Annotated in this window: 19 protein-coding genes; 10 read left to right on the top strand and 9 right to left on the bottom strand. The window is 59.6% G+C overall.

Translation table 11 applies throughout. The annotated features are described in order from the left end of the window. The first annotated feature begins 17 nt into the window (after window positions 1-17). From MO767_RS05070 to MO767_RS05040, 7 genes are all read left to right on the top strand, one after another. On the top strand, window positions 18-1,007 hold the full coding sequence (locus MO767_RS05070) for an alpha/beta fold hydrolase (RefSeq protein ID WP_282479650.1): 990 nt from the start codon (window positions 18-20) through the stop codon (window positions 1,005-1,007). 121 nt (window positions 1,008-1,128) lie between these two features. Continuing rightward, window positions 1,129-1,620, top strand: coding sequence for a ribonuclease E activity regulator RraA (gene rraA / locus MO767_RS05065; RefSeq protein ID WP_282479649.1), 492 nt, complete (start codon window positions 1,129-1,131; stop codon window positions 1,618-1,620). A gap of 26 nt (window positions 1,621-1,646) precedes the next feature. Then, window positions 1,647-2,642, top strand: a complete 996-nt coding sequence (locus tag MO767_RS05060; protein WP_282479648.1) for a zinc transporter ZntB — start codon at window positions 1,647-1,649, stop codon at window positions 2,640-2,642. 63 nt (window positions 2,643-2,705) lie between these two features. Next, complete coding sequence (locus MO767_RS05055; protein WP_008146303.1) at window positions 2,706-2,954, top strand: hypothetical protein; 249 nt, start codon at window positions 2,706-2,708, stop codon at window positions 2,952-2,954. Window positions 2,955-2,956: 2 nt separating this feature from the next. Continuing rightward, the gene (locus MO767_RS05050) at window positions 2,957-3,781 is read left to right on the top strand and encodes a mechanosensitive ion channel domain-containing protein (RefSeq protein ID WP_008027407.1); all 825 of its coding nucleotides are present in this window, start codon (window positions 2,957-2,959) and stop codon (window positions 3,779-3,781) included. Window positions 3,782-3,870: 89 nt separating this feature from the next. Then, entirely contained in the window at window positions 3,871-4,461 is a 591-nt protein-coding gene (gene sigX / locus MO767_RS05045) for an RNA polymerase sigma factor SigX (RefSeq protein ID WP_282479647.1), read from the top strand. Window positions 4,462-4,568: 107 nt separating this feature from the next. After that, on the top strand, window positions 4,569-5,603 hold the full coding sequence (locus tag MO767_RS05040; protein WP_282479646.1) for an OmpA family protein: 1,035 nt from the start codon (window positions 4,569-4,571) through the stop codon (window positions 5,601-5,603). Window positions 5,604-5,687: 84 nt separating this feature from the next. On the opposite strand, the gene cobA is transcribed toward MO767_RS05040, so the two are convergent. The 8 genes from cobA to MO767_RS05000 all read right to left on the bottom strand — a co-directional run bounded on the left by cobA (window position 5,688) and on the right by MO767_RS05000 (window position 17,347). Continuing rightward, window positions 5,688-6,464, bottom strand: a complete 777-nt coding sequence (cobA, locus tag MO767_RS05035) for a uroporphyrinogen-III C-methyltransferase (protein WP_282479645.1) — start codon at window positions 6,462-6,464, stop codon at window positions 5,688-5,690. Window positions 6,465-6,475: 11 nt separating this feature from the next. Next, on the bottom strand, window positions 6,476-9,190 hold the full coding sequence (locus tag MO767_RS05030; RefSeq protein ID WP_282479644.1) for a nitrate reductase: 2,715 nt from the start codon (window positions 9,188-9,190) through the stop codon (window positions 6,476-6,478). Next, the gene (nirD, locus tag MO767_RS05025; protein ID WP_008146292.1) at window positions 9,190-9,507 is read right to left on the bottom strand and encodes a nitrite reductase small subunit NirD; all 318 of its coding nucleotides are present in this window, start codon (window positions 9,505-9,507) and stop codon (window positions 9,190-9,192) included. The genes MO767_RS05030 and nirD overlap by 1 nt, the downstream gene beginning before the upstream one ends. Then, a complete protein-coding gene (nirB, locus tag MO767_RS05020) occupies window positions 9,504-11,957 on the bottom strand; it encodes a nitrite reductase large subunit NirB (RefSeq protein WP_282479643.1) in 2,454 nt (817 codons plus the stop codon). The genes nirD and nirB overlap by 4 nt, the downstream gene beginning before the upstream one ends. A gap of 453 nt (window positions 11,958-12,410) precedes the next feature. Next, window positions 12,411-14,081, bottom strand: coding sequence for a bifunctional protein-serine/threonine kinase/phosphatase (locus MO767_RS05015; RefSeq protein ID WP_282479642.1), 1,671 nt, complete (start codon window positions 14,079-14,081; stop codon window positions 12,411-12,413). A 7-nt stretch (window positions 14,082-14,088) separates the two neighbouring features. After that, the gene (locus MO767_RS05010; protein ID WP_129442812.1) at window positions 14,089-15,300 is read right to left on the bottom strand and encodes a nitrate/nitrite transporter; all 1,212 of its coding nucleotides are present in this window, start codon (window positions 15,298-15,300) and stop codon (window positions 14,089-14,091) included. Window positions 15,301-15,544: 244 nt separating this feature from the next. Further along, on the bottom strand, window positions 15,545-16,120 hold the full coding sequence (locus tag MO767_RS05005; RefSeq protein WP_282479641.1) for an ANTAR domain-containing protein: 576 nt from the start codon (window positions 16,118-16,120) through the stop codon (window positions 15,545-15,547). Window positions 16,121-16,135: 15 nt separating this feature from the next. Further along, window positions 16,136-17,347, bottom strand: a complete 1,212-nt coding sequence (locus MO767_RS05000) for a CmpA/NrtA family ABC transporter substrate-binding protein (RefSeq protein WP_282479640.1) — start codon at window positions 17,345-17,347, stop codon at window positions 16,136-16,138. A gap of 229 nt (window positions 17,348-17,576) precedes the next feature. On the opposite strand from MO767_RS05000, the gene MO767_RS04995 reads away from it, so the two are divergent. Continuing rightward, window positions 17,577-18,596, top strand: a complete 1,020-nt coding sequence (locus MO767_RS04995; protein ID WP_282479639.1) for a quinone-dependent dihydroorotate dehydrogenase — start codon at window positions 17,577-17,579, stop codon at window positions 18,594-18,596. A gap of 240 nt (window positions 18,597-18,836) precedes the next feature. On the opposite strand, the gene MO767_RS04990 is transcribed toward MO767_RS04995, so the two are convergent. Further along, window positions 18,837-19,052 (bottom strand): ribosome modulation factor, encoded by a 216-nt coding sequence (locus tag MO767_RS04990; protein WP_003223300.1) that lies wholly within the window; start codon window positions 19,050-19,052, stop codon window positions 18,837-18,839. A 530-nt stretch (window positions 19,053-19,582) separates the two neighbouring features. Here MO767_RS04990 and rlmKL point away from each other — a divergent pair. Further along, complete coding sequence (rlmKL, locus tag MO767_RS04985; RefSeq protein WP_282479638.1) at window positions 19,583-21,859, top strand: bifunctional 23S rRNA (guanine(2069)-N(7))-methyltransferase RlmK/23S rRNA (guanine(2445)-N(2))-methyltransferase RlmL; 2,277 nt, start codon at window positions 19,583-19,585, stop codon at window positions 21,857-21,859. Window positions 21,860-22,001: 142 nt separating this feature from the next. Then, window positions 22,002-24,401, top strand: a complete 2,400-nt coding sequence (locus MO767_RS04980) for a GGDEF domain-containing protein (protein WP_282479637.1) — start codon at window positions 22,002-22,004, stop codon at window positions 24,399-24,401. Window positions 24,402-24,486 lie beyond the last annotated feature (85 nt).

The raw sequence follows: 24,486 nt of genomic DNA, 5'->3' as shown, positions 1-24,486 counted from the left end.
TTTTGTGCAAGAGCATTATGCAAAGCAGCAGCAACCTATTTCCTGTCGCCCTGATCAGCGCCGAGCGGCGCGGCGATCTGAGCGAAGACGTCTATCGTCTGAAACCCGGCAACAGCCCTGACGGCACCGTCGAGCTGGCTGTGACACGCCTGGGCATGGCGGATGGCTCAGACGCGCGTGGCGTTCCCGTTATTTTGCTTCACGGCAGCTTTTCCAATCGCCGGTTCTGGTTTTCCCCAAAGGGGCTTGGGCTGGGCGCCCATCTGACGCGTTTGGGATTCGATGTATGGATTCCCGAAATGCGTGGCCACGGCCTGTCCCAGCGTAATCAGAACTACCGCAAGAACCGCGTTGCCGACTACGCCCGTTACGATTTGCCGTCCATTGGCGCGTTCGTGCGCGAGCAGAGCGGCCAGATCCCGCACTGGATCGGTCACTCGCTGGGCGGGATTACCCTCGCGGCGGCATTGGGTGGCGAGTACATCGGCGAGCCGGTGGTGGCTTCCGCGGCGTTTTTCGGTACGCAGGTCAGCCGCACCTATTGGCCGTTGAAAATTCCGCCGGTGGAGTGGAGCGGGCGCTTCATTCTCAAACGCTTTGCCCAGCTGTCCGGTTCCCGGCTCAAGCGCGGCCCGGAAGACGAGCCCATTGGCCTGGCCCTGGAAAGCATGCGCTGGTATGGCCTGTTCGGGCGCTTTGGCGATGCTGACAAGGATTGGTGGGCCGGATTGGCCGACGTTCAGTTACCGGTATTGGCCGTGAGTGCCGCAAGTGACCATCAGGACCCGAGCTGGGCTTGCCGCAAGCTGTTCGACCAAGTTGGCAGTGAGCACAAGCAGTTCATCAACCTGGGACGCGAGCAGGGTTTCGCGGATAATTTCGGTCACGTTGAAATGCTGGTCAGCAAAGCCGCGCAGGTTGAAGTCTGGCCGTTGGTGGCTCGCTGGTTGGCCGATCAACAAACACCGTTGCTGGGCGAGAAGGCCGATTTGGCCATGGCCGTCTGAGCCCGATGCTCTAACAAGGGCATTTCGCTCCGGTCGGCATGCGGCTAAGATATGACGCATTGAGCTTTTCCGGTCACTTTGCGACATCCTCGATTGTCTTCCTCTTTACAGGAGTTTCTCGATGAACCATTACGTTACGCCTGACCTGTGCGACGCCTACCCGGAACTGGTGCAGGTGCTGGAACCGATGTTCAGCAATTTCGGCGGCCGTGATTCCTTCGGTGGCGAAATCGTGACCATCAAGTGTTTCGAAGATAACTCGCGGGTTAAAGAGCAAGTCGAACTCAAGGGTGACGGCAAGGTGCTGGTGGTCGACGGTGGCGGTTCCCTGCGTCATGCGTTGCTGGGTGACATGCTGGCCGAGAAAGCCTCGAAAAACGGTTGGGAAGGGCTGGTGATCTACGGGTGCATCCGCGACGTCGATATCCTCGCGCAGACCGATCTGGGCGTGCAGGCCCTCGCTAGCCACCCGAGGAAATCCGACAGGCGCGGGCTTGGCGACATTAACGTTCCGGTGACTTTCGCCGGCGTGACGTTCCATCCAGGCCATTATATTTACGCGGACAACAACGGCGTGATCATCTCGCCAAGCCCGCTGAAGATGCCTGAATAAAGCGCTACACCAACAAAGGGGTGAGGATGTTCGAGGAAGAAAACGCGCAGTGGGGGCTGGTGCATGCCCTGGTGCTGGACGGTAAAGGCGGTGCGCGTTCGATAGCCCGGACTGAACTCGATGACTTGCAGTTGCAGGCTCATGAAAGCCTGTGGCTGCACTGGGATCGCAGTCACCCGCAAACCCAGACCTGGTTGCGAAAATCCAGCGGTCTTAGCGAATTCAGCTGTGATCTTTTACTTGAAGAAAACACCCGACCGCGTCTTTTACAGCTTTCAGACAGCGAGCTGCTGCTATTTTTGCGTGGGGTCAACCTGAACCCGGGCGCCGAGCCGGAAGACATGGTCTCGGTGCGGATTTTTGCGTCGGCCCAGCGGGTTATTTCCCTGCGTTTGCGTCCATTGCGCGCCACCGATGATTTGCTGGTGCAGCTCGCCGAAGGCAAAGGACCGAAAACCGCCTCGGAACTCATCCTTTATATGGCTCAGTACCTTACTAATAAGGTGCAGGATCTGGTCAGTTGCCTCTCGGAAGTGGTCGATGAGGAAGAAGAAAAGCTGGATGCCGACGAACGGTATACACCCGAGCACGGCGCCATTTTGCAGATCCGTCGCAGGGCCGCTGCGCTGAAACGTTTTCTTGCGCCGCAGCGGGAAATATTCGGACAACTGACACGGATAAAACTGCCTTGGTTCGTCGAAGACGACGGTGATTACTGGAACGAATTGAACAACAGCCTGACCCGGTATCTCGAGGAGCTGGAATTGACCCGGGAGCGGGTGGGGTTGGTCCTCGAGGCCGAAGATAGACGTTTGAGCGTGCGCATGAACCGCACGATGTACCGTTTCGGAATCATCACCGGGATCTTTTTGCCGATGAGTTTTCTGACGGGGCTTTTGGGTATCAATGTCGGCGGGATTCCGTTCTCTGCAAGCCCCTATGGCTTCCTGATTGCGTGTCTGATGATGGTCTCGGTGGCGTTGGGGCAGTGGTGGTTATTCCGACGTTTGCGCTGGGTCTGAGGGTGAAGCATGTGACCCGAGCAAATTTGACCGCGTCTTTCACTGATATCACGAGAGGTGCGTATGCACGATCCGTTTGAACAGTCTTTGCGTGACATGCTCAAGGCATCACCGTCCACCCGGGACGACGATGCGTGCCTTGGGCGTGTACTGAAAACCGCCAACCGCCAGGTCGGCGCCGGTGATCTGTTCAGCCTGCTGGGCCGCTGGCTGCCCGCGCTGATGATCGCCCTGAATAACGGATCGGCCCATGTCGCTCCGGTTTCCCGCCACCGTAAACCTACCGTTCGCACTGCTGATAAGGCTGATTGAATATGGAACTTGATCTCTGGACTCAGAGCCTCGTCACTGCAATGACTGCGTTATGGACCAAGGTTGCAAATTTCATCCCGAACCTGTTCGGCGCACTGGTTGTGCTGCTGTTGGGTTTCGTCGTTGCGAAACTTTTGGACACTTTGTTGTCCAAATTGCTCGCCAAGCTGGGGCTCGATCGCCTGATGGGCGGCACTGGTCTGACAAAATTGCTGTCCCGGGCCGGCCTTCAAGTGCCGATCTCGACCTTGATTGGCAAGATTGTCTATTGGTTCGTCCTGTTGATTTTTCTGGTTTCTGCTGCAGAATCCCTTGGACTTGAGCGAGTTTCGGCTACGCTTGACATGCTTGCGCTGTATCTGCCGAAAGTATTCGGCGCCGCGCTGGTGCTGCTGGTGGGTGTTTTGCTCGCGCAATTGGCCAATGGGCTGGTGCGGGGTGCAGCAGAGGGCGTAGGGCTGGACTACGCTGCGGGCCTGGGGAGAATTGCCCAGGGCCTGGTGATTATCATCAGTATTTCGGTCGCAATCAGCCAGTTGGAGGTCAAGACAGACCTGCTTAACCACGTGATTGTGATCGTATTGATTACCGTTGGTCTGGCGGTCGCGCTGGCCATGGGGTTGGGAAGCCGGGAAATTGCCGGTCAGATTCTTGCGGGAATCTATGTACGTGAGTTGTATCAGGTTGGGCAACAAGTGCGTGTTGGCGAGGTCGAAGGTCAGATCGAAGAGATCGGCACGGTTAAAACCACATTGCTGACCGATGAGGGTGAGCTAGTCTCTCTCTCCAATCGGATCCTCCTGGAACAGCATGTGAGTAGCCGCTAACCCGGCAAACCCTGCTAATCTATGCCGCCGCAAAATTGCCCTGAAAAGGGTTGCGGCGGACATTGACCTGACTGTCGGCCCGACTTGTTTTGAATAAAGCTCAATCGCTGTCCACGCGCTACGACCCCCGCGAGCTCTCTGATGAGGAGTTGGTCGCGCGCTCGCATACCGAGCTGTTTCACGTAACGCGCGCCTATGAAGAACTGATGCGGCGTTACCAGCGAACATTATTTAACGTCTGTGCGCGATATCTTGGGAACGATCGCGACGCAGACGATGTCTGTCAGGAAGTGATGTTGAAGGTGCTGTATGGCTTGAAGAACTTCGAGGGCAAATCGAAGTTCAAGACATGGCTATATAGCATCACGTACAACGAGTGCATCACGCAGTATCGGAAAGAACGGCGAAAGCGTCGCTTGATGGATGCTTTGAGTCTGGACCCCCTCGAGGAAGCGTCTGAAGAAAAGGCGCCGAAACCTGAGGACAAGGCTGGACTCGATCGCTGGTTAGTGTATGTGAACCCGATTGACCGTGAAATTCTGGTGCTACGATTTGTCGCAGAGCTGGAGTTTCAGGAGATCGCAGACATCATGCACATGGGTTTGAGTGCAACAAAAATGCGGTACAAACGCGCTCTAGATAAATTGCGTGAGAAATTTGCAGGCATTGCTGAAACTTAGTTCGGCGCAAATATCTCTTACGCGTAGGCAAGTTCTGATAGAATTGCCGCCGAGTTGTCCCCCGGTTTGCGGGACTGCTTCACAATCACCAGATGGGGATTTAACGGATGAAACTGAAAAACACCTTGGGCTTTGCCATTGGTTCTCTTATTGCCGCTACTTCGTTCGGCGCGCTGGCACAAGGCCAAGGCGCAGTTGAAATCGAAGGCTTCGCCAAGAAAGAACAGTACGACAGCGATCGTGACTTCAAAAACAACGGCAACCTGTTTGGCGCTTCCGTAGGCTACTTCATCACCGATGACGTTGAACTGCGTCTGGCTTACGACGAAGTGCACAACGTGCGTTCCGATGACGGTCGTAACGTTAAGGGCGCTGATACCGCTCTGGACGCTCTGTACCACTTCAACAACCCAGGCGACATGGTTCGTCCATACGTTTCGGCCGGTTTCTCGGACCAGAGCATTGGCCAGAACGGCGGTGGCGGTCGTAACCATTCCACCTTCGCTAACGTTGGTGGCGGTGCCAAGCTGTACTTCACCGAGAACTTCTACGCCCGTGCTGGCGTTGAAGCTCAATACAACATCGACCAGGGCGACACCGAGTGGGCTCCAAGCGTCGGTATCGGTGTGAACTTCGGTGGTGGCTCCAAGCCTGCTGCTGCTCCAGTTCAAGCACCAGCTGAAGTCTGCTCCGACAGCGACAACGATGGCGTTTGCGATAACGTTGACAAGTGCCCGGATACCCCAGCCAACGTAACTGTTGATGCTGATGGCTGCCCAGCAGTTGCTGAAGTTGTTCGTGTTGAGCTGGACGTGAAATTCGACTTCAACAAGTCGGTAGTCAAGCCTAACAGCTACGGCGACATCAAAAACCTCGCTGACTTCATGAAGCAGTACCCATCCACCAGCACCACTGTTGAAGGTCACACTGACTCCGTCGGTCCTGACGCTTACAACCAGAAACTGTCCGAGCGTCGTGCAAGCGCCGTTAAACAAGTTCTGACCAACCAGTACGGTGTTGAATCGTCCCGCGTTCAGTCTGTTGGCTACGGCGAATCCCGCCCAGTTGCTGACAACAAAACTGAAGCTGGTCGCGCTGTAAACCGTCGCGTAGAAGCGAAGGTTGAAGCCCAAGCTAAGTAATTAGTTTGCAGCTCTGAAAAGCCCGGCTTAGGCCGGGCTTTTCTTTGTCTGCGATTTGGTAAAGAAGGGTTGAATCAGACAGATTCAGGCTGACTGATCGGCTGCCATCGCGGCAAATGGAACGCCGTCCGGTCGCTCCCACAGGGATGACGTTGCACGGGCTGCCACGGTTCCAATCACCAAAATGGCTGGGCTTTTCAGTTGGAAGGCGTAGGCATCGTCTTCCATCGCTGTCAGATCGCTCCGACATTCCCGTTGGTGTGGCAGCGAAGCATTTTCAATCATCGCCACTGGTGTATCCGCCGCCATTCCGCCGGTTAGCAACTGCTCACGAATCTCGCTCAGTTTTGCGACACCCATATACACCACCAGCGTCGTGCCACCTTGGGCCAGTGCTTGCCAGTTCAGGCTGCTGCCATCCTGAGTGTGGGCGGTGACCAGTGTCACGCCACGAGCAACACCCCGCAGGGTCAACGGAATATCGCATTGCGTTGCGCCGGCAAGCCCGGCGGTGATGCCATTGACCAGTTCCACTTCGACCCCATGTTCACGCAGCCACTGCGCTTCTTCGCCGCCCCGGCCAAAAATGCACGGGTCGCCACCCTTGAGCCGCACCAGGCATTTACCGTGGCGGGAATAACGCAGCATCAGGCGATGAATGAATGCCTGAGGCGTGGAACGACAGCCGCCGCGCTTGCCCACGGGAATGATCCGCGCCTGGGGGCAATGCTCCAGCACCGCGTCGTTGACCAGGTCATCGATCAGCACCACATCTGCTTCGCTCAACGCCCGCACGGCCTTGAGGGTCAACAATTCCGGATCGCCAGGACCCGCACCCACCAGCCAGACTTTTGCGCTCATAGTGTTTTTCCTCACGAGGTGACGGCGACCGGCTGCGCAGTGGCGGCCAGCAAACGCTTGATTTCCGGGACGCAGGAGCCGCATTGCGTGCCGCAGCCCAATTCTTGTTTCAAACCCTGCAGGTCCAGGCCGCGGCTAATGCCGGCGCAGACCGCGCTTTGGCTGACGTTTTTGCAGTTGCACAGGGTTTTGTTACCGGCGGTCGGCGTATTGGCGTTGCCCGGTGGGGCGCTCAGAGGTGCCAGCAGCCAGCGCCGCAGTTGTCCGTCAGCGCGACCTTCCAGCCACAGGTTTTGCAGCCAGTGTTGGGCAAGGGTTTCACCGGCCAGGCGAATTGCAGTGATCCGGCCGTTCTCGATCCGCACCCGTTTACCGATGGAGCGCCGTGGGTCGTCGTAGGCCAAAACCGGGCCATCGTTGAGTCCCAGGCATTGATCGATATCACGCAGCAATTGCGGGTCGGGCGCGACGGCGCTGGCAGCGCGTATCAGCAGCGCGGGGCGTTCGCGGCCGGCCAGGCTGAGGCTGACGTAGGAAAACGCCTCACAGAGCGGTCGTAGCGTCTCAAAATTCTGTTGAACATTGCCCTCGATCAGGGCGAACAGGTTCCACGGCAGTTGCACCGGTTCCAGGCGTACGCCGCTGTGCTTGAGTTCGGGTTGTTTCGACAAAGGGTCGAAAGCCGGTTGGGTGAGCGCATTTACGCCGCCCTTGAGGAAGCGGTCACCCCAATGCATGGGCAGAAAGGCCTGACCAGGTCGCACGCTGTCGTCACTGCCGACGGCGACAATCACTGCGCCACGGCGACTTTTCAGGCTGACCAGGTCGCCCGATTGCAGCCGATGACGACGCAGTTCATCCGGGTGCAAACTCAACACCGCTTCGCTGACATGGCCGAATAGCTGTGCGGCGGTACCGGTGCGGCTCATGCCGTGCCATTGATCCCGCAGACGGCCGGTGATCAGGGTCAGCGGGAAGCGCGCATCGCGTTGTTCCTTGGCGGCGCGATACGGATCGGCCACGAATTGCGCTCGTCCACTGGCCGTCGGGAAAACTCCGTCCAGGTACAGCCGGGCTGTCCCTTCGGTGGCACCAGTGGGGAAGGGCCATTGCTGAGGACCGAGCCGGTCAATCAACGCATGACTGATACCGGACAAGTCCAGATCACGCCCGCGGGTCAATTGCTTGTACTCGTCGAAGACCTGCGCCGGATTTTCAAAGGCGAACAGGCTGTTTTGCCCGGGACGCAGATGTTTTTCCAGACGCTGTGCGAAATCCACCGTGATCGCCCAGTCAGAGCGGGCTTCGCCGGGTGCGACGACGGCTCGGCGAACGTGGGAAATGCGCCGTTCGGAGTTGGTCACCGTGCCGTCCTTTTCGCCCCAACTGGCAGCGGGCAGCAACAGGTCGGCAAACGCAGCGGTTTCGGTGGCGCGGAAGGCTTCCTGTAACACCACGAACGGGCAGGCTTGCAGTGCCGCGCGCACGGCGGTTTGATCCGGCATTGATTGCGCAGGGTTGGTGCAGGCGATCCACAGTGCCTTGATTTTTCCGCTGCGCACCTGCTCAAACAACTCGATAGCGGTGAGCCCGGTGTTTGCAGGCAGTTGATCCACGCCCCAATACGCCGCCACTTCCGCGCGATGTTCGGCATTGGCAGCCTCGCGATGGCCTGGCAGCAGGTTCGACAAGCTGCCTGTTTCGCGGCCACCCATGGCATTCGGCTGACCGGTCAGCGAGAAAGGTCCTGCACCGGGGCGGCCGATTTGCCCGGTGGCCAGATGCAAGTTGATCAGTGCGCTGTTTTTCGCGCTGCCGGCGGTGGACTGGTTCAAGCCCATGCACCAAAGCGACAGGAAACTCGGCGAGGTGCCGACCCATTTGGCACATTGCTGCAGTTGCTCGACGCTGATCCCGCAGAGCTGCGAGACCATCTGCGGCGTGTAATCGCGCACCAGGTTTTTCAGCTCGGCCAAGCCTTCGGTGTGGGCCTTGATGAAGTCGCGGTCGACCCAGTCTTCCCACAGCAGCAGGTGCAAAATCCCATGGAACAAGGCGACATCGGTGCCTGGCAGAATCGCCAGGTGCAGGTCCGCCAGATCGCAGGTGTCGGTACGACGCGGGTCGATGACGATGACTTTCATCTGCGGCCGGCGTGATTTCGCTTCCTCCAGGCGACGGAAAAGTATCGGGTGGGCGTAGGCCATGTTGCTGCCGACGATCATCACGCAGTCGCTCAATTCCAGGTCTTCGTAGCTGCACGGCGGTGCGTCGGCGCCCAGGCTGCGCTTGTAACCGACCACTGCCGAAGACATGCACAGGCGCGAGTTGCTGTCGATGTTGTTGGTGCCCACCAGCGCTCGCGCCAGTTTGTTGAAGGCGTAGTAATCCTCGGTCAGTAATTGCCCGGAGATATAGAACGCCACGCTGTCCGGACCGTGTTCGGCGATGGTCTCGGCAAAAACGCTGGCGGCATGATCGAGGGCGGTGTCCCAGTCGGTGCGGCTGCGGGCCAGGCCTTTGCCCAGGCGCAGTTCGGGATACTGCGCCCGGGCCGCGAGGTCGCCGGTCAGGTGTAATGTAGAGCCTTTACTGCACAGTTTGCCGAAGTTGGCCGGGTGGGCCGGATCGCCGCTGACGCCGAGAATGCGCTCGCCGTCATGCTCGATCAGCACGCCGCAGCCGACCCCGCAATAGCAGCAGGTGGAAGCGGTGATCTGGTTCATTAGCTTGCTTCCCGCAGGGCCAGCAACACCCGGCCATTCTCGACCCGTGCTGAATGGTGGTGAGCGCAACCGATGTCCGGGGCCTGGGCTTCACCGGTTTCCAAGTCGATCTGCCAGTTATGCAGCGGGCAGGCGACTCGTTTGCCGTAGATCAAACCTTGGGACAGTGGCCCGCCCTTGTGCGGGCAGCGGTCGTCGAGGGCGAAAACCTCATCGTCGCTGGTACGAAAAATCGCGATGTCGCCTTTCGGGCCAGCAATGATCCGCGAGCCGAGGGCATTGATTTCTTCCAGTGCGCAGATATCCAGCCAGTTCATGCCGACACCTCCAGGTTCTTCACTGCGATGACGTCGAATTCTTTCTTCAGCAGTGGTTGTTCCAGGCGTTCCTTCCACGGGTCCTGTTCGAACGACAGGGAGAATTGCAAGCGATCGTTGAGCGCCTTGCGCCGCTCCGGGTCTTCCAGCACGGCTTTCTTGATGTGTTCCATGCCGACCCGTTGCAGGTAATGGACGGTGCGTTCAAGGTAGAAAGCTTCTTCGCGATAGAGCTGCAGGAACGCGCCGTTGTATTCACGCACTTCTTCGGCGGTTTTCAGCTTGACGAAGAATTCCGCGACTTCGGTTTTGATCCCGCCGTTGCCACCGATGTACATCTCCCAGCCCGAATCCACGCCGATAATTCCGACGTCCTTGATGCCTGCTTCCGAACAGTTGCGTGGGCAACCGGAGACGGCCAGTTTCACTTTGTGCGGCGACCACATGTTGAACAGGTCGTGCTCAAGCTCAATGCCCAGTTGCGTGGAGTTCTGGGTGCCGAAGCGGCAGAACTCACTGCCAACGCAGGTCTTCACGGTGCGGATGGATTTGCCGTAGGCGTGGCCGGACGGCATGTCGAGGTCCTTCCAGACGCCCGGCAGGTCCTGCTTCTTGATCCCCAGCAAATCGATACGCTGGCCGCCGGTGACCTTGACCATTGGCACGTTGTATTTGTCGGCCACGTCGGCAATGCGCCGCAGTTCTGAAGGATTGGTCACACCGCCCCACATCCGTGGGACTACAGAGTAAGTGCCGTCTTTCTGAATGTTGGCGTGGGCACGTTCGTTGATCAGGCGCGATTGCGGGTCGTCCTTGGCTTCGCCCGGCCAGGTGGAAATCAGGTAGTAGTTGAGCGCCGGGCGGCACGTGGCGCAGCCGTTCGGCGTGCGCCAGTTTAAATAGCTCATGGTGCCGGCGATGGTCAGCAGATGCTGCTCGCGGATGGCATGGCGGATTTGCCCGTGGTTCAAGTCGCTGCAACCGCAAATGGCTTTTTCGCTTTTCGGTTTGACGTCTGCTGCGCCGCCCACGGTGTTGATCAGGATCTGTTCCACCAACCCTGCGCAGGAGCCGCAAGAGCTGGCAGCCTTGGTGTGTTTCTTGACGTCATCGACGCTGAACAGCCCATGTTCCTGAATCGCCTTGACGATGGTGCCTTTGCACACACCGTTGCAGCCGCAGACTTCGGCGGTGTCGGCCATGCTCATGGCTTTGTCCTGGCCTTGATGTCCTACGTCGCCCAAGGCGTTTTCACCGAACATCAGGTGATCGCGGATCTCGTCGATGGCGTGGTTCTCACGGATCTGCCGGAAATACCAGCCACCATCTGCCGTATCGCCGTACAGACAGGCGCCGACCAGCACGTCATCCTTGATCACCAGTTTTTTGTAGACCCCGCCGATAGGGTCGGAGAGGGTGATGGTTTCGGTGCCTTCGCCGCCCATGAAGTCGCCGGCGGAGAACAGGTCGATGCCGGTGACTTTCAACTTTGTCGACGTCACCGAACCTTTGTAGGTGGCGAAGCCCAGTTGGGCGAGGTGGTTGGCGCAGACCTTGGCCTGTTCGAACAGCGGCGCCACCAGGCCGTAAGCGATGCCGCGGTGGCTGGCGCATTCGCCGATGGCGTAGATGCGCGGGTCGTAGGTTTGCAGGGTGTCGTTGACCAGAATCCCGCGGTTGCAGGGGATGCCGGATTTTTCCGCGAGTTCGGTGTTGGGTCGAATACCGGCGGCCATCACCACCAGGTCGGCGGGGATGATGTCGCCATTCTTGAACTCAACCGAGCCGACCCGGCCATTGCCGGCGTCGTGCAGGGCCTGGGTTTGCTCGCAAAGACGAAAGTGCAGTCCGCGGGCCTCCAGGGCGGTTTGCAGCAACTGGCCGCTGGTTTTGTCCAGTTGCCGTTCCAGCAACCATTCACCGATGTGCACCACAGTGACGAGCATGCCGCGCAGCATCAGGCCGTTGGCGGCTTCCAGGCCGAGCAGGCCACCGCCGATCACAACGGCGTGCTTGTGGGTTTTCGCGGTGTCGATCATTGCCTGGGTGTCGGCGATGTCGCGGTAGCCGATCACGCCGTGCAAAGTGTTGCCGGGGATCGGCAGGATGAACGGAGTCGAACCGGTGGCGATCAGCAGGCGGTCGTATTCGGCTTCGGTGCCGTCTTCGGCGATGACCCGGCGTTTGACCCGGTCGATCTCTACCACTTTGCGGTTGAGTAGCAGCTTGATGTTGTTTTCCAGGTACCAGTCCAGATCGTTCAGCACGATCTCTTCGAAGGTCTGTTCGCCGGCCAGTACGGGTGACAGCAGGATGCGGTTGTAGTTGGTATGAGGTTCGGCGCCGAAGACCGTGATGTCGTACAGCTCATTGCTCAGCTTGAGCAGTTCTTCCAGGGTGCGAACCCCGGCCATGCCGTTGCCGATCATCACCAGTTTTAGTTTTTTCATCAGGTTCTCCGGGGGAGCTCAGACCCGCCTCATCAGGGCTTTCAGGTCTTGCTCGACAAATTCGCGCAAACAAAAAAAGGCGTCCCGCTAGTTGCCTAGCGAGGACGCCTTTGTCCTGGTCCCGTTCTCTCGGGCAGCGCATCCTTCGTCGTTGAAGGCTGGGCTTTATGTAATGGTGGGAAAGGTAATGCAGTGGTTGTGCCAAGTTCTTCATCACCCCGTATTTGCTGGGTTAGTCGCGGTCTCGGCGTTTGATTGGGATGTTTTTGCACCGAATCAATGCACGTTGCCCGCAATTGGCGCGGTCTCTGTAGCAGCTGGCGAAGCCTGCGTTAGGCTGCGAAGCAGTCGTGAAATCAGGCAACTCGGTTTTTCAGATACACCGCGAGTACCGCATTTGCGACTGCTTCGCAGCCGAACGCAGGCTTCGCCAGCTGCTGCAAGGGATCGGTGTTAGCCATGAAACAGCAAAATCAGCAGCACCAGATTCACCACCAGCGACACGAGCGCCAAGGTCCGCCAGACCTTCAACGGTTCGCGCTCCAGCAGCGGTCTGGGTCGCACGCTCAAACTGCGCCGCTCGCCCTGTTCCAGCAGCAGTAACCATTCCTCCGCCGTTTCAAAGCGTTGACCCGGATCCGCCGCCACGGCGCGCTCCAGACTTTGCGCAATCCATTCCGGCAGGTCAGGTCGATAGCGACTGGCGCTGACAGGAACCCCGAACCGCGGGCGCTGGAAGGCTTCGATTTCGCCGTAGGGATAATGCCCGGTGAGCAGGAAATGCAAGGTCACGCCGACGGCATACAGATCTTGCTGCGGTGTCGGTGCTTCCCCGCGAAAGGCTTCCGGCGCGATATAGCTGGGCGTTCCGGGCAGGGCAGAAGGCTGGTCTTCGGAGAGGCCGGGGCAGTAGGCGAGACCGAAGTCCAACAGGCGTAATTCGCCGTCGTCCCCCAGTAGCAGGTTCTCCGGTTTGATATCGCGATGGAGAATCTGTCGTCGATGCAGCATGCCAACGGCTCGCAGCAGGCGTTCGGCCAGATCCTGCCATTGGGGCAGAGGCAACGGTCCAACATCGGCATGCAACTCCGCCAAGGTAAATCCGGAATATTCCCGCATCACGTAGTACAAATGCTGACGTTGACTGGCGGCATGGACTTCAGGGAAATGCCGCCCGGCCACGCGCTTGAGAAACCATTCTTCCGACAGCAACGCCTGCCCAGCCAAGTGATCGTCGCGCAGCGCACCGGGCAAGGTTTTCAGCAGCCAGGGTTGTTGTTGCCCATCGCGTACCCGATAGAGCAACGACTGCTGGCTCTGGCCGAGTATCCCTTCGACCTGCCAACCTTCGAAAGCCTGGCCTGGTTTCAAGGCGGGCGGCAGCGGCCATTGCTGCAAATGAATCAACGCATCGCCAATGCTAGTTTCACCGAGGGCATCGACCCGCACCAGCAAGGCGCTGGCGTTGTCCTGGCTGCCGGCCAGATGCGCCGCGTTGACCAAGGTCTGCGCAGCGCTGTTCAAATCCGGTTGATCGCGCAGAATGGCCGCAATCGCGGTATCGCCCAGCACGGCCCAAATGCCGTCGCTGAGCAGTACGAAACTTTCGTTCAACCGCAGTTCGCCATCGAGAAAATCCAGCACCAAATGCTGATCGAGCCCCAGCGCTCGTTTGAGCACATGCTGCATGCCCGGCTGGTCCCAGACGTGATCCTCGCTGACCCGTTGCAAGGTGTCGGCGTGCCAGCGATAAACCCGGCAATCGCCGACATGGGCCAAGGTAAAACGCCTACCGCGCATGACCAAAGCACTGACAGTGGTGAGCAACGGTTGCCCACCGCCATTGGCCTGCAACCAGCGATTTTGTGCCAGTAGCAGGCGATCCAATGCCTGCGCGACGCCCCAGGTTTCCGGCGTGGCGTAGTAATCCAGCGCCAGGGCCTGCAACGTCGAGCGGGCGGCGAGGCCACCATCGGCGCACTGGCTGACACCATCCGCGATGGCGAACAGGTAACCCTTGCTCGCCGCCAGCGCCGGGGCCGGAGTGACCAGGCGCAGGGCGTCCTGATTCTCCTCGCGAGGGCCAATGGCGCTCGCTTCGGCAAAACTCAGTTGCAGGCTCATTCAGCCCTCACACCCGCGCAGCGGTCACGGCCGCCGAACCCCAAGTGGTTCTCCAGCGACGTTTCACGCCGTGCAGACCGAACCAGGCGAGCACGCCAAGGCTGGCGAACAACCACAAGGCCAGTTGATAGCTGCCGGTGCTTTGCTTGATCGCGCCCATGCCCGCTGCCAGTGCAAACCCACCGATACCGCCGGCCATGCCGATCAAACCGGTCATCACCCCGATCTCGCGACGAAAACGCTGCGGGACCAATTGGAAAACCGCACCGTTACCTGCCCCCAAACCGAGCATGGTGCAGACGAAAAGCGCCAGTGCCGCGTAGGAACTCGGCAGATTGAAACCCACCGCTGCGATGCAGACCGCCGCCACCGTGTACATCCCCAAGAGGGTGCGAATGCCACCGAAACGGTCGGCCAGAGCGCCGCCCAACGGACGCATCAAGCTGCCACCGAACACACAGGCTGCGGTGTAGTAACCAGCGGTCACCGGGCTGAGGCCATATTGGTCGTTGAAATAGCCGGGCAGGGCGCTGGCCAAGCCGATGAAGCCGCCGAAGGTTACGCTGTAGAAAAACATGAACCACCAGCTGTCGCGGTCGCCCAAGGCCTTGAAGTAGTCGGACACGGACTTGGCTTTCGGCCGCTCAGGCGCGTTTTTGGCCAGCCAGGCGAAGACGATGATGGTCAGAATCAGCGGGATCAGGGCGAAGCCGAACACGTTGCTCCAGCCAAATGCAGCGGCCAGCACCGGGGCGATCAGTGCCGCGAGCACGGTGCCCGAGTTACCGGCACCGGCGATGCCCATGGCTTTGCCTTGGTGTTGTGGTGGATACCATTGCGAGGCCAGCGGCAGGGCGACGGCGAAGGATGCGCCGGCCATGCCGAGGAACAGGCCCAGCACCAACGCTTGTTCGTAACTGTGAATGCCGAGTTTCCAGGCACCGAACAGGGCGCAGATGACGATCACCTGGCCAATCAGCCCGGCGGTTTTCGGCGACAGGCGATCAGCCAGCAACCCCATTACAAAGCGCAATACCGCCCCGGCCAGAATCGGCGTGGCCACCACCAGCCCGCGCTGTTGGGTGGTCAGATGCAGGTCGGCGGCAATCTGCACTGCCAGTGGGCCGAGCAGGTACCAGACCATGAAACTCAGGTCGAAATAGAGGAAGGCCGCGAACAATGTCGGGGTATGGCCAGATTTCCAGAAGCTTGATTTCATCGCGCACCTCAGCTGTTAGGAGTCTCGAGAAGGAGTCATGAGCTTGCAGGTGGGGCGCCCCATCGGCCGCACCACCGGCCCCGGTCTGTGGGGCCAAAACAAAAAAACGCCGCCACCGGATTCGCCAAAAGGCAAATGAGGTGAGCGACGTCTTTGTCGTAGGTGGGGCAACCGCCGTTGGTTACCTGTAGCGATTACCTAGCGAGATCTGTGCCACATTCACGCGGAGCGTGGGAACGATCGGTTAGCCGAGCAGCTCGCTCATGGCGATGATCTGCTCCGCCACCTGAATCAGCTTCTGCTGCCGGCTCATGGCCTGCCGGCGCATCAGGGTGTAGGCCTCTTCCTCGTTGCAGTCCTTCATTTTCATCAGCAATCCTTTGGCCAGCTCGATGCGCTTGCGCTCGGCCAGTTGCTGGTCACGGGCGTTGAGTTGGGCGCGCAGGGCCTGGTCGCTTTCAAAGCGCGCCATGGCCACGTCGAGAATCGGCTGCATACGCTGTGCGTGGATGCCTTCGACGATGTAGGCACTGACCCCGGACTTGATCGCCTGACGCATCACATCGGGGTCATGTTCATCGGTAAACATCACGATCGGCCGCGGTTGATCGCGGCTCACCAGCACCACTTGCTCCATCACATCGCGGCTCGGTGACTCGGTATCGATCAAAATCACGTCCGGACGCACCGTTTCGACGCGCGCGGGCAGGTCGATGGTCAGACCCGACTCGTCGATCACCTCGAACCCGGCTTCGGTCAGGGCCGCCTTAAGGCGACCGACTTTCTTTGCGGTGTCGTTGATCAGCAGGATACGCAACATATTTGCAGTCTCCTGTCAGCGGCTGGCGAGAAGGGGCGAGCTGTCGCTCATGGCGTGCAGCTTGAAACTGCGGGCATAGCCGACGGGGTCCAGGCCGTCCCAGACCTTGCCTTCGATCAATTGGCTGCTGCGCATTGGTTGATCACTCACGGCCACACCTACGGCGGTGGCGGCCTCTCGATACAAGTCTAGTTGCTGGACCTGACGGGCCACGCCCAGGTAGTCCGGGTCGTCGCGCAACAACCCCCAACGGCGGAACTGGGTCATGAACCACATGCCATCGGACAGATACGGCAAGTTGACCTCGCCATCACCATGGAAGCGCAGTGCGTGTGGGTCCTGCCAGCGATTACCCAGGCCATCGGCGTAGTCGCCAAGCAACCTCGGCTCGATGCAATCGAGTGGCGCGTCGAGGTATTCGGGCGCGCTCAACAGCTTCGCGGTACTGCGGCGATTCTCGGTGCTTTCTTCGATGAAGCGGCTGGCCTCCAGAATCGCCATCACCAGCGCCCGGGCGGTGTTGGGATAGTGCTCGACAAAGGCGCGGGTGCAACCGAGGACTTTTTCCGGATGATCGGGCCAGATGGTCTGGGTGGTTGCCATCGTGAACCCCAGATTTTGCTGCACCGCGCTGGCGGACCATGGCTCACCGACGCAGAAGCCGTCGATGCGCCCGGCTTGCAGGTGCGCGACCATTTGTGGCGGCGGCACCACCACGCTGTCGACGTCCTGCAACGGGTGGATGCCCTGACTCGCGAGCCAGTAATACAGCCACATGGCGTGGGTGCCGGTTGGAAATGTCTGGGCGAAGGTGAGTTTTGGGCGACTTTGGTGCACGTGCCGGTCCAGTGCTTCAGGACTGGTCACACCCAGCGCCTGCAAGCCATGGGAGAGGTTGATGCTCTGGCCATTCTGATTCAGGCCCATGAGCACCGCCATGTCGGTCGACGCGACACCGCCGATGCCCAAATGCACGGCGTAGATCAAACCGTACAGGCTGTGGGCGGCGTCGAGTTCGCCACTGACCAGTTTGTCCCGCAGGTTGGCCCAGGACGACTGGCGCTTGAGGTTCAGGGTCAGGCCATAAGGTTGGGCGAAGCCCTGCGTGGCCGCGACCACTACCGAGGCGCAGTCACTCAGGGCCATGAAGCCGAGGTTGATTTCGGTCTTTTCCGGGGCATCGCTGCCGTTGACCCAGGCCAGAGGGTTGGCTGGAACTTCAATCATCTGTAAACACCTTCCATAAAAAAGCGCCGTACCGGACTGCTTGCCAGGGCAAGGCCAAGTGACGACGCCTTTGTCTTTCGACTCATCCCGCCGTTGGCATGAGTGCTGATGTCAGTGACGGTGCAAGGCATATGCCATCGCTCGCTGATTTTGTCGCGCGCCTCGCCTGCAACCCCGATGCCCGGCTATAATCGCCGCCACTTTTCGTAGCCCAGAGTCAAACCCGCCCATGTACACCCTGGCCCGTCAGCTGTTGTTCAAACTTTCCCCGGAAACCTCCCACGATCTGTCCCTGGACCTGATCGGCGCGGGCGGGCGTTTGGGCCTCAACGGCTTGCTGTGCAAGGCGCCGGCGAAAGTGCCGGTGACCGTCATGGGGCTGGACTTCCCGAACCCGGTCGGACTGGCGGCCGGTCTGGACAAGAACGGCGCGGCCATCGACGGTTTTGCGCAACTGGGTTTTGGTTTTGTCGAAATCGGCACCATCACCCCGCGTCCGCAGCCGGGCAACCCGAAGCCACGCATCTTCCGTCTGCCGGAAGCCGAGGCGATCATCAACCGCATGGGGTTCAACAACCTCGGTGTCGATCACCTGCTGGCTCGAGTGGCGGCGGCCAAGTTCAAGGGCGTGCTGGGCATCAATATCGGCAAAAACTTCGATACCCCGGTTGAGCGGGCGGTCGACGACTACCTGATCTGCCTGGACAAGGTCTATGCCCACGCCAGCTACGTGACGGTCAACGTCAGCTCGCCGAACACCCCTGGCCTGCGCAGCCTGCAATTTGGCGATTCGCTGAAGCAATTGTTGGCCGACCTGGCCACGCGCCGCGCTGAACTGGCGCTGCGCCATGGCAAACATGTACCGCTGGCGATCAAGATTGCGCCGGACATGACCGACGAAGAAACCGCTCAGGTCGCGCAAGCGCTGATCGAAACCGGGATGGACGCGGTGATCGCCACCAACACCACCCTGAGCCGCGTCGGCGTTGAAGGCATGGAACACGGTGACGAGGCGGGCGGTTTGTCCGGCGCACCGGTTCGCGACAAGAGCACCCACACCGTGAAGGTGCTGGCGGCCGAGTTGGCCGGTCGCTTGCCGATCATCGCCGTGGGCGGCATCACCGAAGGCAAGCACGCGGCTGAGAAAATCGCTGCGGGTGCCAGCCTGGTGCAGCTCTATTCCGGCTTCATCTATAAAGGCCCGGCGCTGATTCGTGAATCCGTAGACGCCATCGCCGCCCTGCGCTGATCCCTGTGGGAGCGAGCTTGCTCGCGATGACGGACTTGCAGCCAACGTCATTGTTGAATGTTAAGCCGCTATCGCGAGCAAGCTCGCTCCCACAGAGATGTATGCTGCTCAAGGTGAGATTTTGGCAGGCATAAAAAAGGGCTCCTCGAAGGAGCCCCTGGGCCGAAGCCCGCCGCCCGGATGGGGCGTGCGTGGTAAGTCGTTACGTAATCAGATTGTCGTGTCGGAGTGTGCCCTGTGTTAGCCGACGGCGTGAAGTTCGTTGAGTCTATGGATTCCCGCAGTGCCGGTCATACCGTCCCAGTTGTCGCCGCGTCCTTCTCGCCAGCCGTTAATCCAGGCTTGGCGTACCGACGGTAGAGTAAATGGGCAAAGCTCACGGGATTTGCCACCAACGCCATATTGATATCCGCGCAAAAATGCTCTTTCCAACGGATCACGCTTAAGTCTTCTCATAGGGTGTTGCCCTCACTTGTTGACTGTATTTATCGCGTTGACCTCAATTGAGGTCTGGCAGAAAAACTCCTGCCGTTGGGGCTCGCTGCCGGCGTCGCGAGCCAAGGTGTTGACGTCATTGCGGCGTCAACCTGTGTTGAGTTCTAACCAATGCGTCACATCGAGGGAATGATCGTTTTGTCATAAGAACGTAACGATAAAGATGGTATGGCCATAAGTAACACGATGTTTGCCCGTGTTTATTGGCCAAACCCCGGTATGATCAGCCCCGCGCTGGATGATGGGATTAATCCTTTGCTGAGAATGGCTCGCGTTGCAGTGGGGCATTATTCGACGAAGGGTCGACTTATGACATTTTGTTGCATCAACTTTTTTATCTGTCTTTGCATCTAAGCTCTTTTAACCCGAGCTTGCAGGGGTGGGACGGCACACCTTCGTGCCACGCGGGCGCTCTTTTAGAAAAGCGCCTGATTGAAAACCGGGCCGGCAATGCGTTGCCGGTTCACTTAGCTAAAGGCTCTGGAATTACCATGTCCGATCGTTTCGAACTCTTCCTCACTTGCCCAAAAGGCCTTGAAGGCCTGCTCATCGAGGAAGCCGTCGGGCTTGGCCTTGAGGACGCGCGTGAGCACACCTCGGCTGTGCGTGGCATGGCCACCATGGAAACCGCTTATCGCCTGTGCCTGTGGTCGCGTCTGGCGAACCGGGTGCTGCTGGTGCTCAAGCGTTTCCCGATGAAGGACGCCGAAGACCTTTATCACGGCGTGCTCGATATCGAGTGGCAAGACCACATGCTCAACGATGGCACCCTGGCCGTCGAGTTCAGCGGTCACGGCTCGGGCATCGACAACACCCACTTCGGCGCCTTGAAGGTCAAGGACGCCATCGTCGACAAACTGCGCACGCCGCAGGGCGATCGTCCGTCCATCGACAAGCTCAACCCGGACCTGCGCATTCACCTGCGCCTGGACCGTGGCGAAGCGATCCTGTCCCTCGACCTGTCCGGCCACAGCTTGCACCAGCGCGGTTACCGTCTGCAGCAGGGCGCGGCGCCGCTGAAGGAAAACCTCGCGGCCGCGATCCTGATCCGTTCCGGCTGGCCACGCATTGCGGCCGATGGCGGCGCGCTGGCTGACCCGATGTGCGGTGTCGGTACGTTCCTCGTCGAAGCCGCGATGATCGCCGCCGACATGGCGCCGAACCTGCGTCGCGAACAGTGGGGCTTCACCGCCTGGCTTGGTCACGTCCCGGCCCTGTGGAAAAAGCTTCACGAAGAAGCCACTGAGCGTTGCGCGGCCGGTCTGGCCAAGCCACCGCTGTGGATTCGCGGTTACGAAGCCGATCCGCGCCTGATTCAACCGGGCCGCAACAACGTTGAACGTGCCGGCCTGAGCGAGTGGATCAAGATCTATCAGGGCGAAGTCGGGACGTTCGAGCCACGTCCGGACCAGAACCAGAAAGGCCTGGTGATCTGCAACCCGCCGTACGGCGAGCGTTTGGGTGACGAAGCGAGCTTGCTCTATCTCTACCAGAACCTCGGCGAACGTCTGCGTCAGGCCTGCCTGAACTGGGAAGCTGCGGTATTCACCGGCGCCCCGGACCTGGGCAAGCGCATGGGCATCCGCAGCCACAAACAGTATTCATTCTGGAACGGCGCATTGCCGTGCAAATTGCTGCTGATCAAGGTCACGCCAGACCAGTTCGTGACTGGCGAACGTCGCACCCCGGAACAGCGTCAGGTCGAGCGTGAGCAAGCTGAAGTCGAAGTCGAAGTCGCCGACAACGATGTGGCACCGGGCAAGTACGAGAAGTACAACAAGAACGGTAACCCGATCAAACCGGCACCGGTGGTGATCGAGCAACCGCGCTTGAGCGAAGGCGGGCAGATGTTTGCCAATCGCCTGCAGAAAAACCTCAAGGCGCTGGGCAAGTGGGTCAAGCGTGAAGGCATCGACTGCTATCGCGTCTACGATGCCGACATGCCGGAATACTCGATGGCCATCGACCTGTATCAGGATTGGGTCCACGTCCAGGAATACGCCGCGCCGAAGTCCATCGATCCGGAAAAAGCCTCGGCGCGCATGTTCGATGCCCTGGCCGCCATTCCGCAGGCCCTGAACATCGACAAGAGCCGCGTGGTGGTCAAGCGTCGCGAGCGTCAGAGCGGCACCAAGCAGTACGAACGCCAAGCGGCACAGGGCAAATTCGTCGAGGTCAATGAAGGCGGCGTGAAGCTGCTGGTGAACCTCACGGATTACCTCGACACCGGGCTGTTCCTCGATCACCGGCCAATGCGCATGCGGATTCAGAAAGAGGCAGCCGGCAAGCGCTTCCTCAACCTGTATAGCTACACCGCAACCGCCAGTGTTCACGCAGCCAAGGGCGGCGCGCGCAGCACCACCAGCGTTGACCTGTCGAAAACCTATCTGGACTGGGCGCGTCGCAACCTGTCGCTGAACGGTTTCTCCGACAAGAACCGCCTGGAGCAGGGCGACGTGATGGCCTGGCTCGACGCCTGCCGTGACGAATACGACCTGATCTTCATCGATCCGCCGACGTTCTCCAACTCCAAGCGCATGGAAGGGATCTTCGACGTGCAGCGTGACCAGGTGCAATTGATCGACCTGGCCATGGCGCGTCTGGCCCCGGGCGGCGTGTTGTACTTCTCCAACAACTTCCGCAAGTTCCAGCTCGAGGAAAACCTCACCGAGCGTTATGCGGTCGAGGAAATCACCGCCCAGACCATCGATCCGGATTTCGCCCGTAATGGCAAAATCCACCGTGCCTGGAAAATCACGGCTCGTTGACGCTTGAAGGGATTGGATCCACAGAGCCTTGATTTTTAAAGGCTCTTGGCTTCTTTCTGTGCTGGTCAAATTGATGGCTAATAGCTATAACTCAACGCATGGCCAATGGGCTTTCCCGCACCTGGCGTTTTGAGTTGCGTCTATGTCGTTGCACGCCGTGCGCCCCAAAATCCTGGGTTTTATCAGTGAAGATGTCTCGGCCTGGCTGGTCGCACTGCTGGTATTGATCGTCGGCGGGATTCTCACGGGATTGCTGGCATGGTCGACGCTGAATTTGTTTCACCAACAATTGCGGCAACGTTTCCAGCTGCTGGCCAGTGAACGTTACAGCCGTATCGAAGAACGCTTCGAAGATCAGGAGCAGCGCCTCGATGGCCTGCGCCGGTTCTTCACCAATTCCGATTCGGTCTCCCGCGCGGAGTTCGACGGTTACACCCAACCGCTGCTGCACCGGACTCAGGCGTATTCCTTCGCCAAGCGGATAACCGGTGCCGAACGGGCGGAATTTGAACGCCAGGTGCGTGCAGAGGGTTTACCCGACTTCACCCTGCGTGAACTCAATGCCGACGGCCAGCTGCAACTGGCGGCTGAGCGGGATGAGTACGTGGCGGTGGTGTATAGCCAGACCCAAAGCAAACTCGGCTCGCCGCTGGGCTACGACTTGTGGGCTCAACCCTTGCGCCGTGCCACCCTTGAACGGGCCGATCAGCACGGCTGCATAGCGGTATCGGAGCCAATGCATCTGGTCAATATCGAGCCGGCCTATGCGCGCGGTGTGTTGCTGGCCGCACCGGTGTTGCTGCGCAATAGTCCGGCTACGGCGGGGGTGAAACCGTACGGTTATGTCATGGCCGTGATCAGCATGCATCAGTTGCTGGCGGACGGGCTGCCGGAGGCTGGCCGTGACTACCTTTCGGTGCGCATCCTCGACTTATCCACAGACGATCGGCACGAAGTGCTTTATGAGTCCCCCAACACCCCAGCTCCCAGTGAGTTGGCCGCGACCCAACTGTTACGGCTTGCCGACCATGACTATCAAGTCGACATTCAGCCCAGTGATGCCTTCCTGCGAGCCAATCACTCTTCGGTGACCACCCTGGTGGTGCTAGGCGGTTTGCTCAGTCTGTTGCTCAGTGCCTTGCTTTATGTGCTGGTCAGTCAGCGTCAACGGGCGCTGAAAATGGTCGAGCAACGGACCCAGGAACTGCGCGCCCGCGAGCAGGAGTTGCGCGGCACCCATGGCCAGTTGCGTGGCGTGCTGAATGCCGCGACCCAAGTGGCGATCATCGCCACTGACCTGCGCGGGGTTATCCGCACCTTTAATGCCGGGGCAGAGCAAATGCTTGGCTACACCAGCAACGAGGTGGTGGGTCACATGACCCTGGAAAACCTGCACCTGCCCCGAGAACTCCTGGCACGTTCGGCGGAGTTGAGCGCGTGCTATGGCAAACCGATTCCGACCTGCCAGGCGATGTTGGTCGAGGGCGGCGAAGAAGGCGGTCACGAAGCGCGGGAATGGACTTTGCTGCGTGGCGACGGCAGCCATTTGACGGTGAACATGCTGGCGACCCCGGTCCTCGACGAGCAAGGCTTGTGGGTCGGGCACCTGGCGATCTGTATCGACATCACTGAGCGCAAGCGGGTCCACGAGGCCTTGGCGGCACGGGATTTGTTGCTGAAGAAACTCAGCGCTCATGTACCCGGCGGGATTTATCAGTTCAAGATGGAATTCGATGGGCGCTTCAGCGTGATCTACGCCAGCGACGGTATTCGCGAGATCTACGAACTTGAACCGGATGTGCTGTTGCTCAACGCGGAAGCGATTTTCACGCGGATTCATCCGCAGGACACCACCCGCGTCCGCGCTTCGATCCGGGCGTCGGCGGACACCCTCAGCCCTTGGCGCGAGGAGTACCGCGTGGAGCTGCCCCTGCGCGGCCTGCGTTGGGTTCGTGGCGAGGCGACTCCGGAGGAATTGCCTGGTGGCGGCGTGCTCTGGCACGGCTATGTCTCGGACATCTCGGACTTGAAACGGGTGGAAGAGGAATTGCGGGCGCTATCGATCACCGACTCGCTGACCGGGATCCACAACCGCCGCTATTTCCAGGAACGCCTGACCACCGAAATGGTCCGGGTCGAACGCGGTGGCGGCGAGCTGTCGGTGATCATGCTCGATATCGACCATTTCAAACGCATCAATGACCAGCATGGCCACGCGGTCGGCGATCGGGTGTTGCAGATCGTGTGCGAACGCATCGGCCATCGGCTGCGCCGTACCGACGTGTTCTGTCGCCTGGGTGGCGAGGAGTTCATGGTGCTTTGCCCGGACATCAACGGCGAGCATGCCCATGTCCTGGCCTTGCAGCTATGGCAAGGGTTGCGCAGTTCGCCGATCGAAGGCGTCGGGACAGTGACCGCCAGTTTCGGGATTGCCAGTTGGCGAGTCGGGGAGGGCGCCGATGCGCTGCTGCTGCGGGCGGATTCGGGGGTGTATGCGGCGAAACTGGCAGGACGGGATCGGGTAGAAGGAGAGATGAGCTAAACGGCATGCGGAGCCCTGTGGGAGCGAGCTTGCTCGCGATTGGGTCTTCACATTCAACATTGATGTCGACTGTTACACCGCTATC

Source organism: Pseudomonas sp. UYIF39, from assembly GCF_029963765.1.
Lineage (GTDB): Bacteria > Pseudomonadota > Gammaproteobacteria > Pseudomonadales > Pseudomonadaceae > Aquipseudomonas.
Note: the sequence above shows the minus strand (reverse complement) of the source record. Positions and strands in the feature narration are given on the sequence as shown.

Excerpts from the sequence above, each read along its gene's own strand:
- rraA (WP_282479649.1), top strand. The coding sequence starts at position 1,129 with ATGAACCATTACGTTACGCCTGACCTGTGCGACGCCTACCCGGAACTG.
- MO767_RS05050 (WP_008027407.1), top strand. The coding sequence starts at position 2,957 with ATGGAACTTGATCTCTGGACTCAGAGCCTCGTCACTGCAATGACTGCG.
- nirD (WP_008146292.1), bottom strand. The coding sequence starts at position 9,507 with ATGAACTGGCTGGATATCTGCGCACTGGAAGAAATCAATGCCCTCGGC.
- MO767_RS04990 (WP_003223300.1), bottom strand. The coding sequence starts at position 19,052 with ATGAGAAGACTTAAGCGTGATCCGTTGGAAAGAGCATTTTTGCGCGGA.
- MO767_RS05030 (WP_282479644.1), bottom strand. The coding sequence starts at position 9,190 with ATGAACCAGATCACCGCTTCCACCTGCTGCTATTGCGGGGTCGGCTGC.
- cobA (WP_282479645.1), bottom strand. The coding sequence starts at position 6,464 with ATGAGCGCAAAAGTCTGGCTGGTGGGTGCGGGTCCTGGCGATCCGGAA.
- MO767_RS05000 (WP_282479640.1), bottom strand. The coding sequence starts at position 17,347 with ATGATTGAAGTTCCAGCCAACCCTCTGGCCTGGGTCAACGGCAGCGAT.
- MO767_RS04995 (WP_282479639.1), top strand. The coding sequence starts at position 17,577 with ATGTACACCCTGGCCCGTCAGCTGTTGTTCAAACTTTCCCCGGAAACC.
- MO767_RS05060 (WP_282479648.1), top strand. The coding sequence starts at position 1,647 with ATGTTCGAGGAAGAAAACGCGCAGTGGGGGCTGGTGCATGCCCTGGTG.
- MO767_RS05055 (WP_008146303.1), top strand. The coding sequence starts at position 2,706 with ATGCACGATCCGTTTGAACAGTCTTTGCGTGACATGCTCAAGGCATCA.
- MO767_RS05015 (WP_282479642.1), bottom strand. The coding sequence starts at position 14,081 with ATGAGCCTGCAACTGAGTTTTGCCGAAGCGAGCGCCATTGGCCCTCGC.
- MO767_RS04980 (WP_282479637.1), top strand. The coding sequence starts at position 22,002 with ATGTCGTTGCACGCCGTGCGCCCCAAAATCCTGGGTTTTATCAGTGAA.
- MO767_RS05010 (WP_129442812.1), bottom strand. The coding sequence starts at position 15,300 with ATGAAATCAAGCTTCTGGAAATCTGGCCATACCCCGACATTGTTCGCG.
- nirB (WP_282479643.1), bottom strand. The coding sequence starts at position 11,957 with ATGAAAAAACTAAAACTGGTGATGATCGGCAACGGCATGGCCGGGGTT.
- MO767_RS05005 (WP_282479641.1), bottom strand. The coding sequence starts at position 16,120 with ATGTTGCGTATCCTGCTGATCAACGACACCGCAAAGAAAGTCGGTCGC.
- MO767_RS05070 (WP_282479650.1), top strand. The coding sequence starts at position 18 with ATGCAAAGCAGCAGCAACCTATTTCCTGTCGCCCTGATCAGCGCCGAG.
- rlmKL (WP_282479638.1), top strand. The coding sequence starts at position 19,583 with ATGTCCGATCGTTTCGAACTCTTCCTCACTTGCCCAAAAGGCCTTGAA.
- MO767_RS05040 (WP_282479646.1), top strand. The coding sequence starts at position 4,569 with ATGAAACTGAAAAACACCTTGGGCTTTGCCATTGGTTCTCTTATTGCC.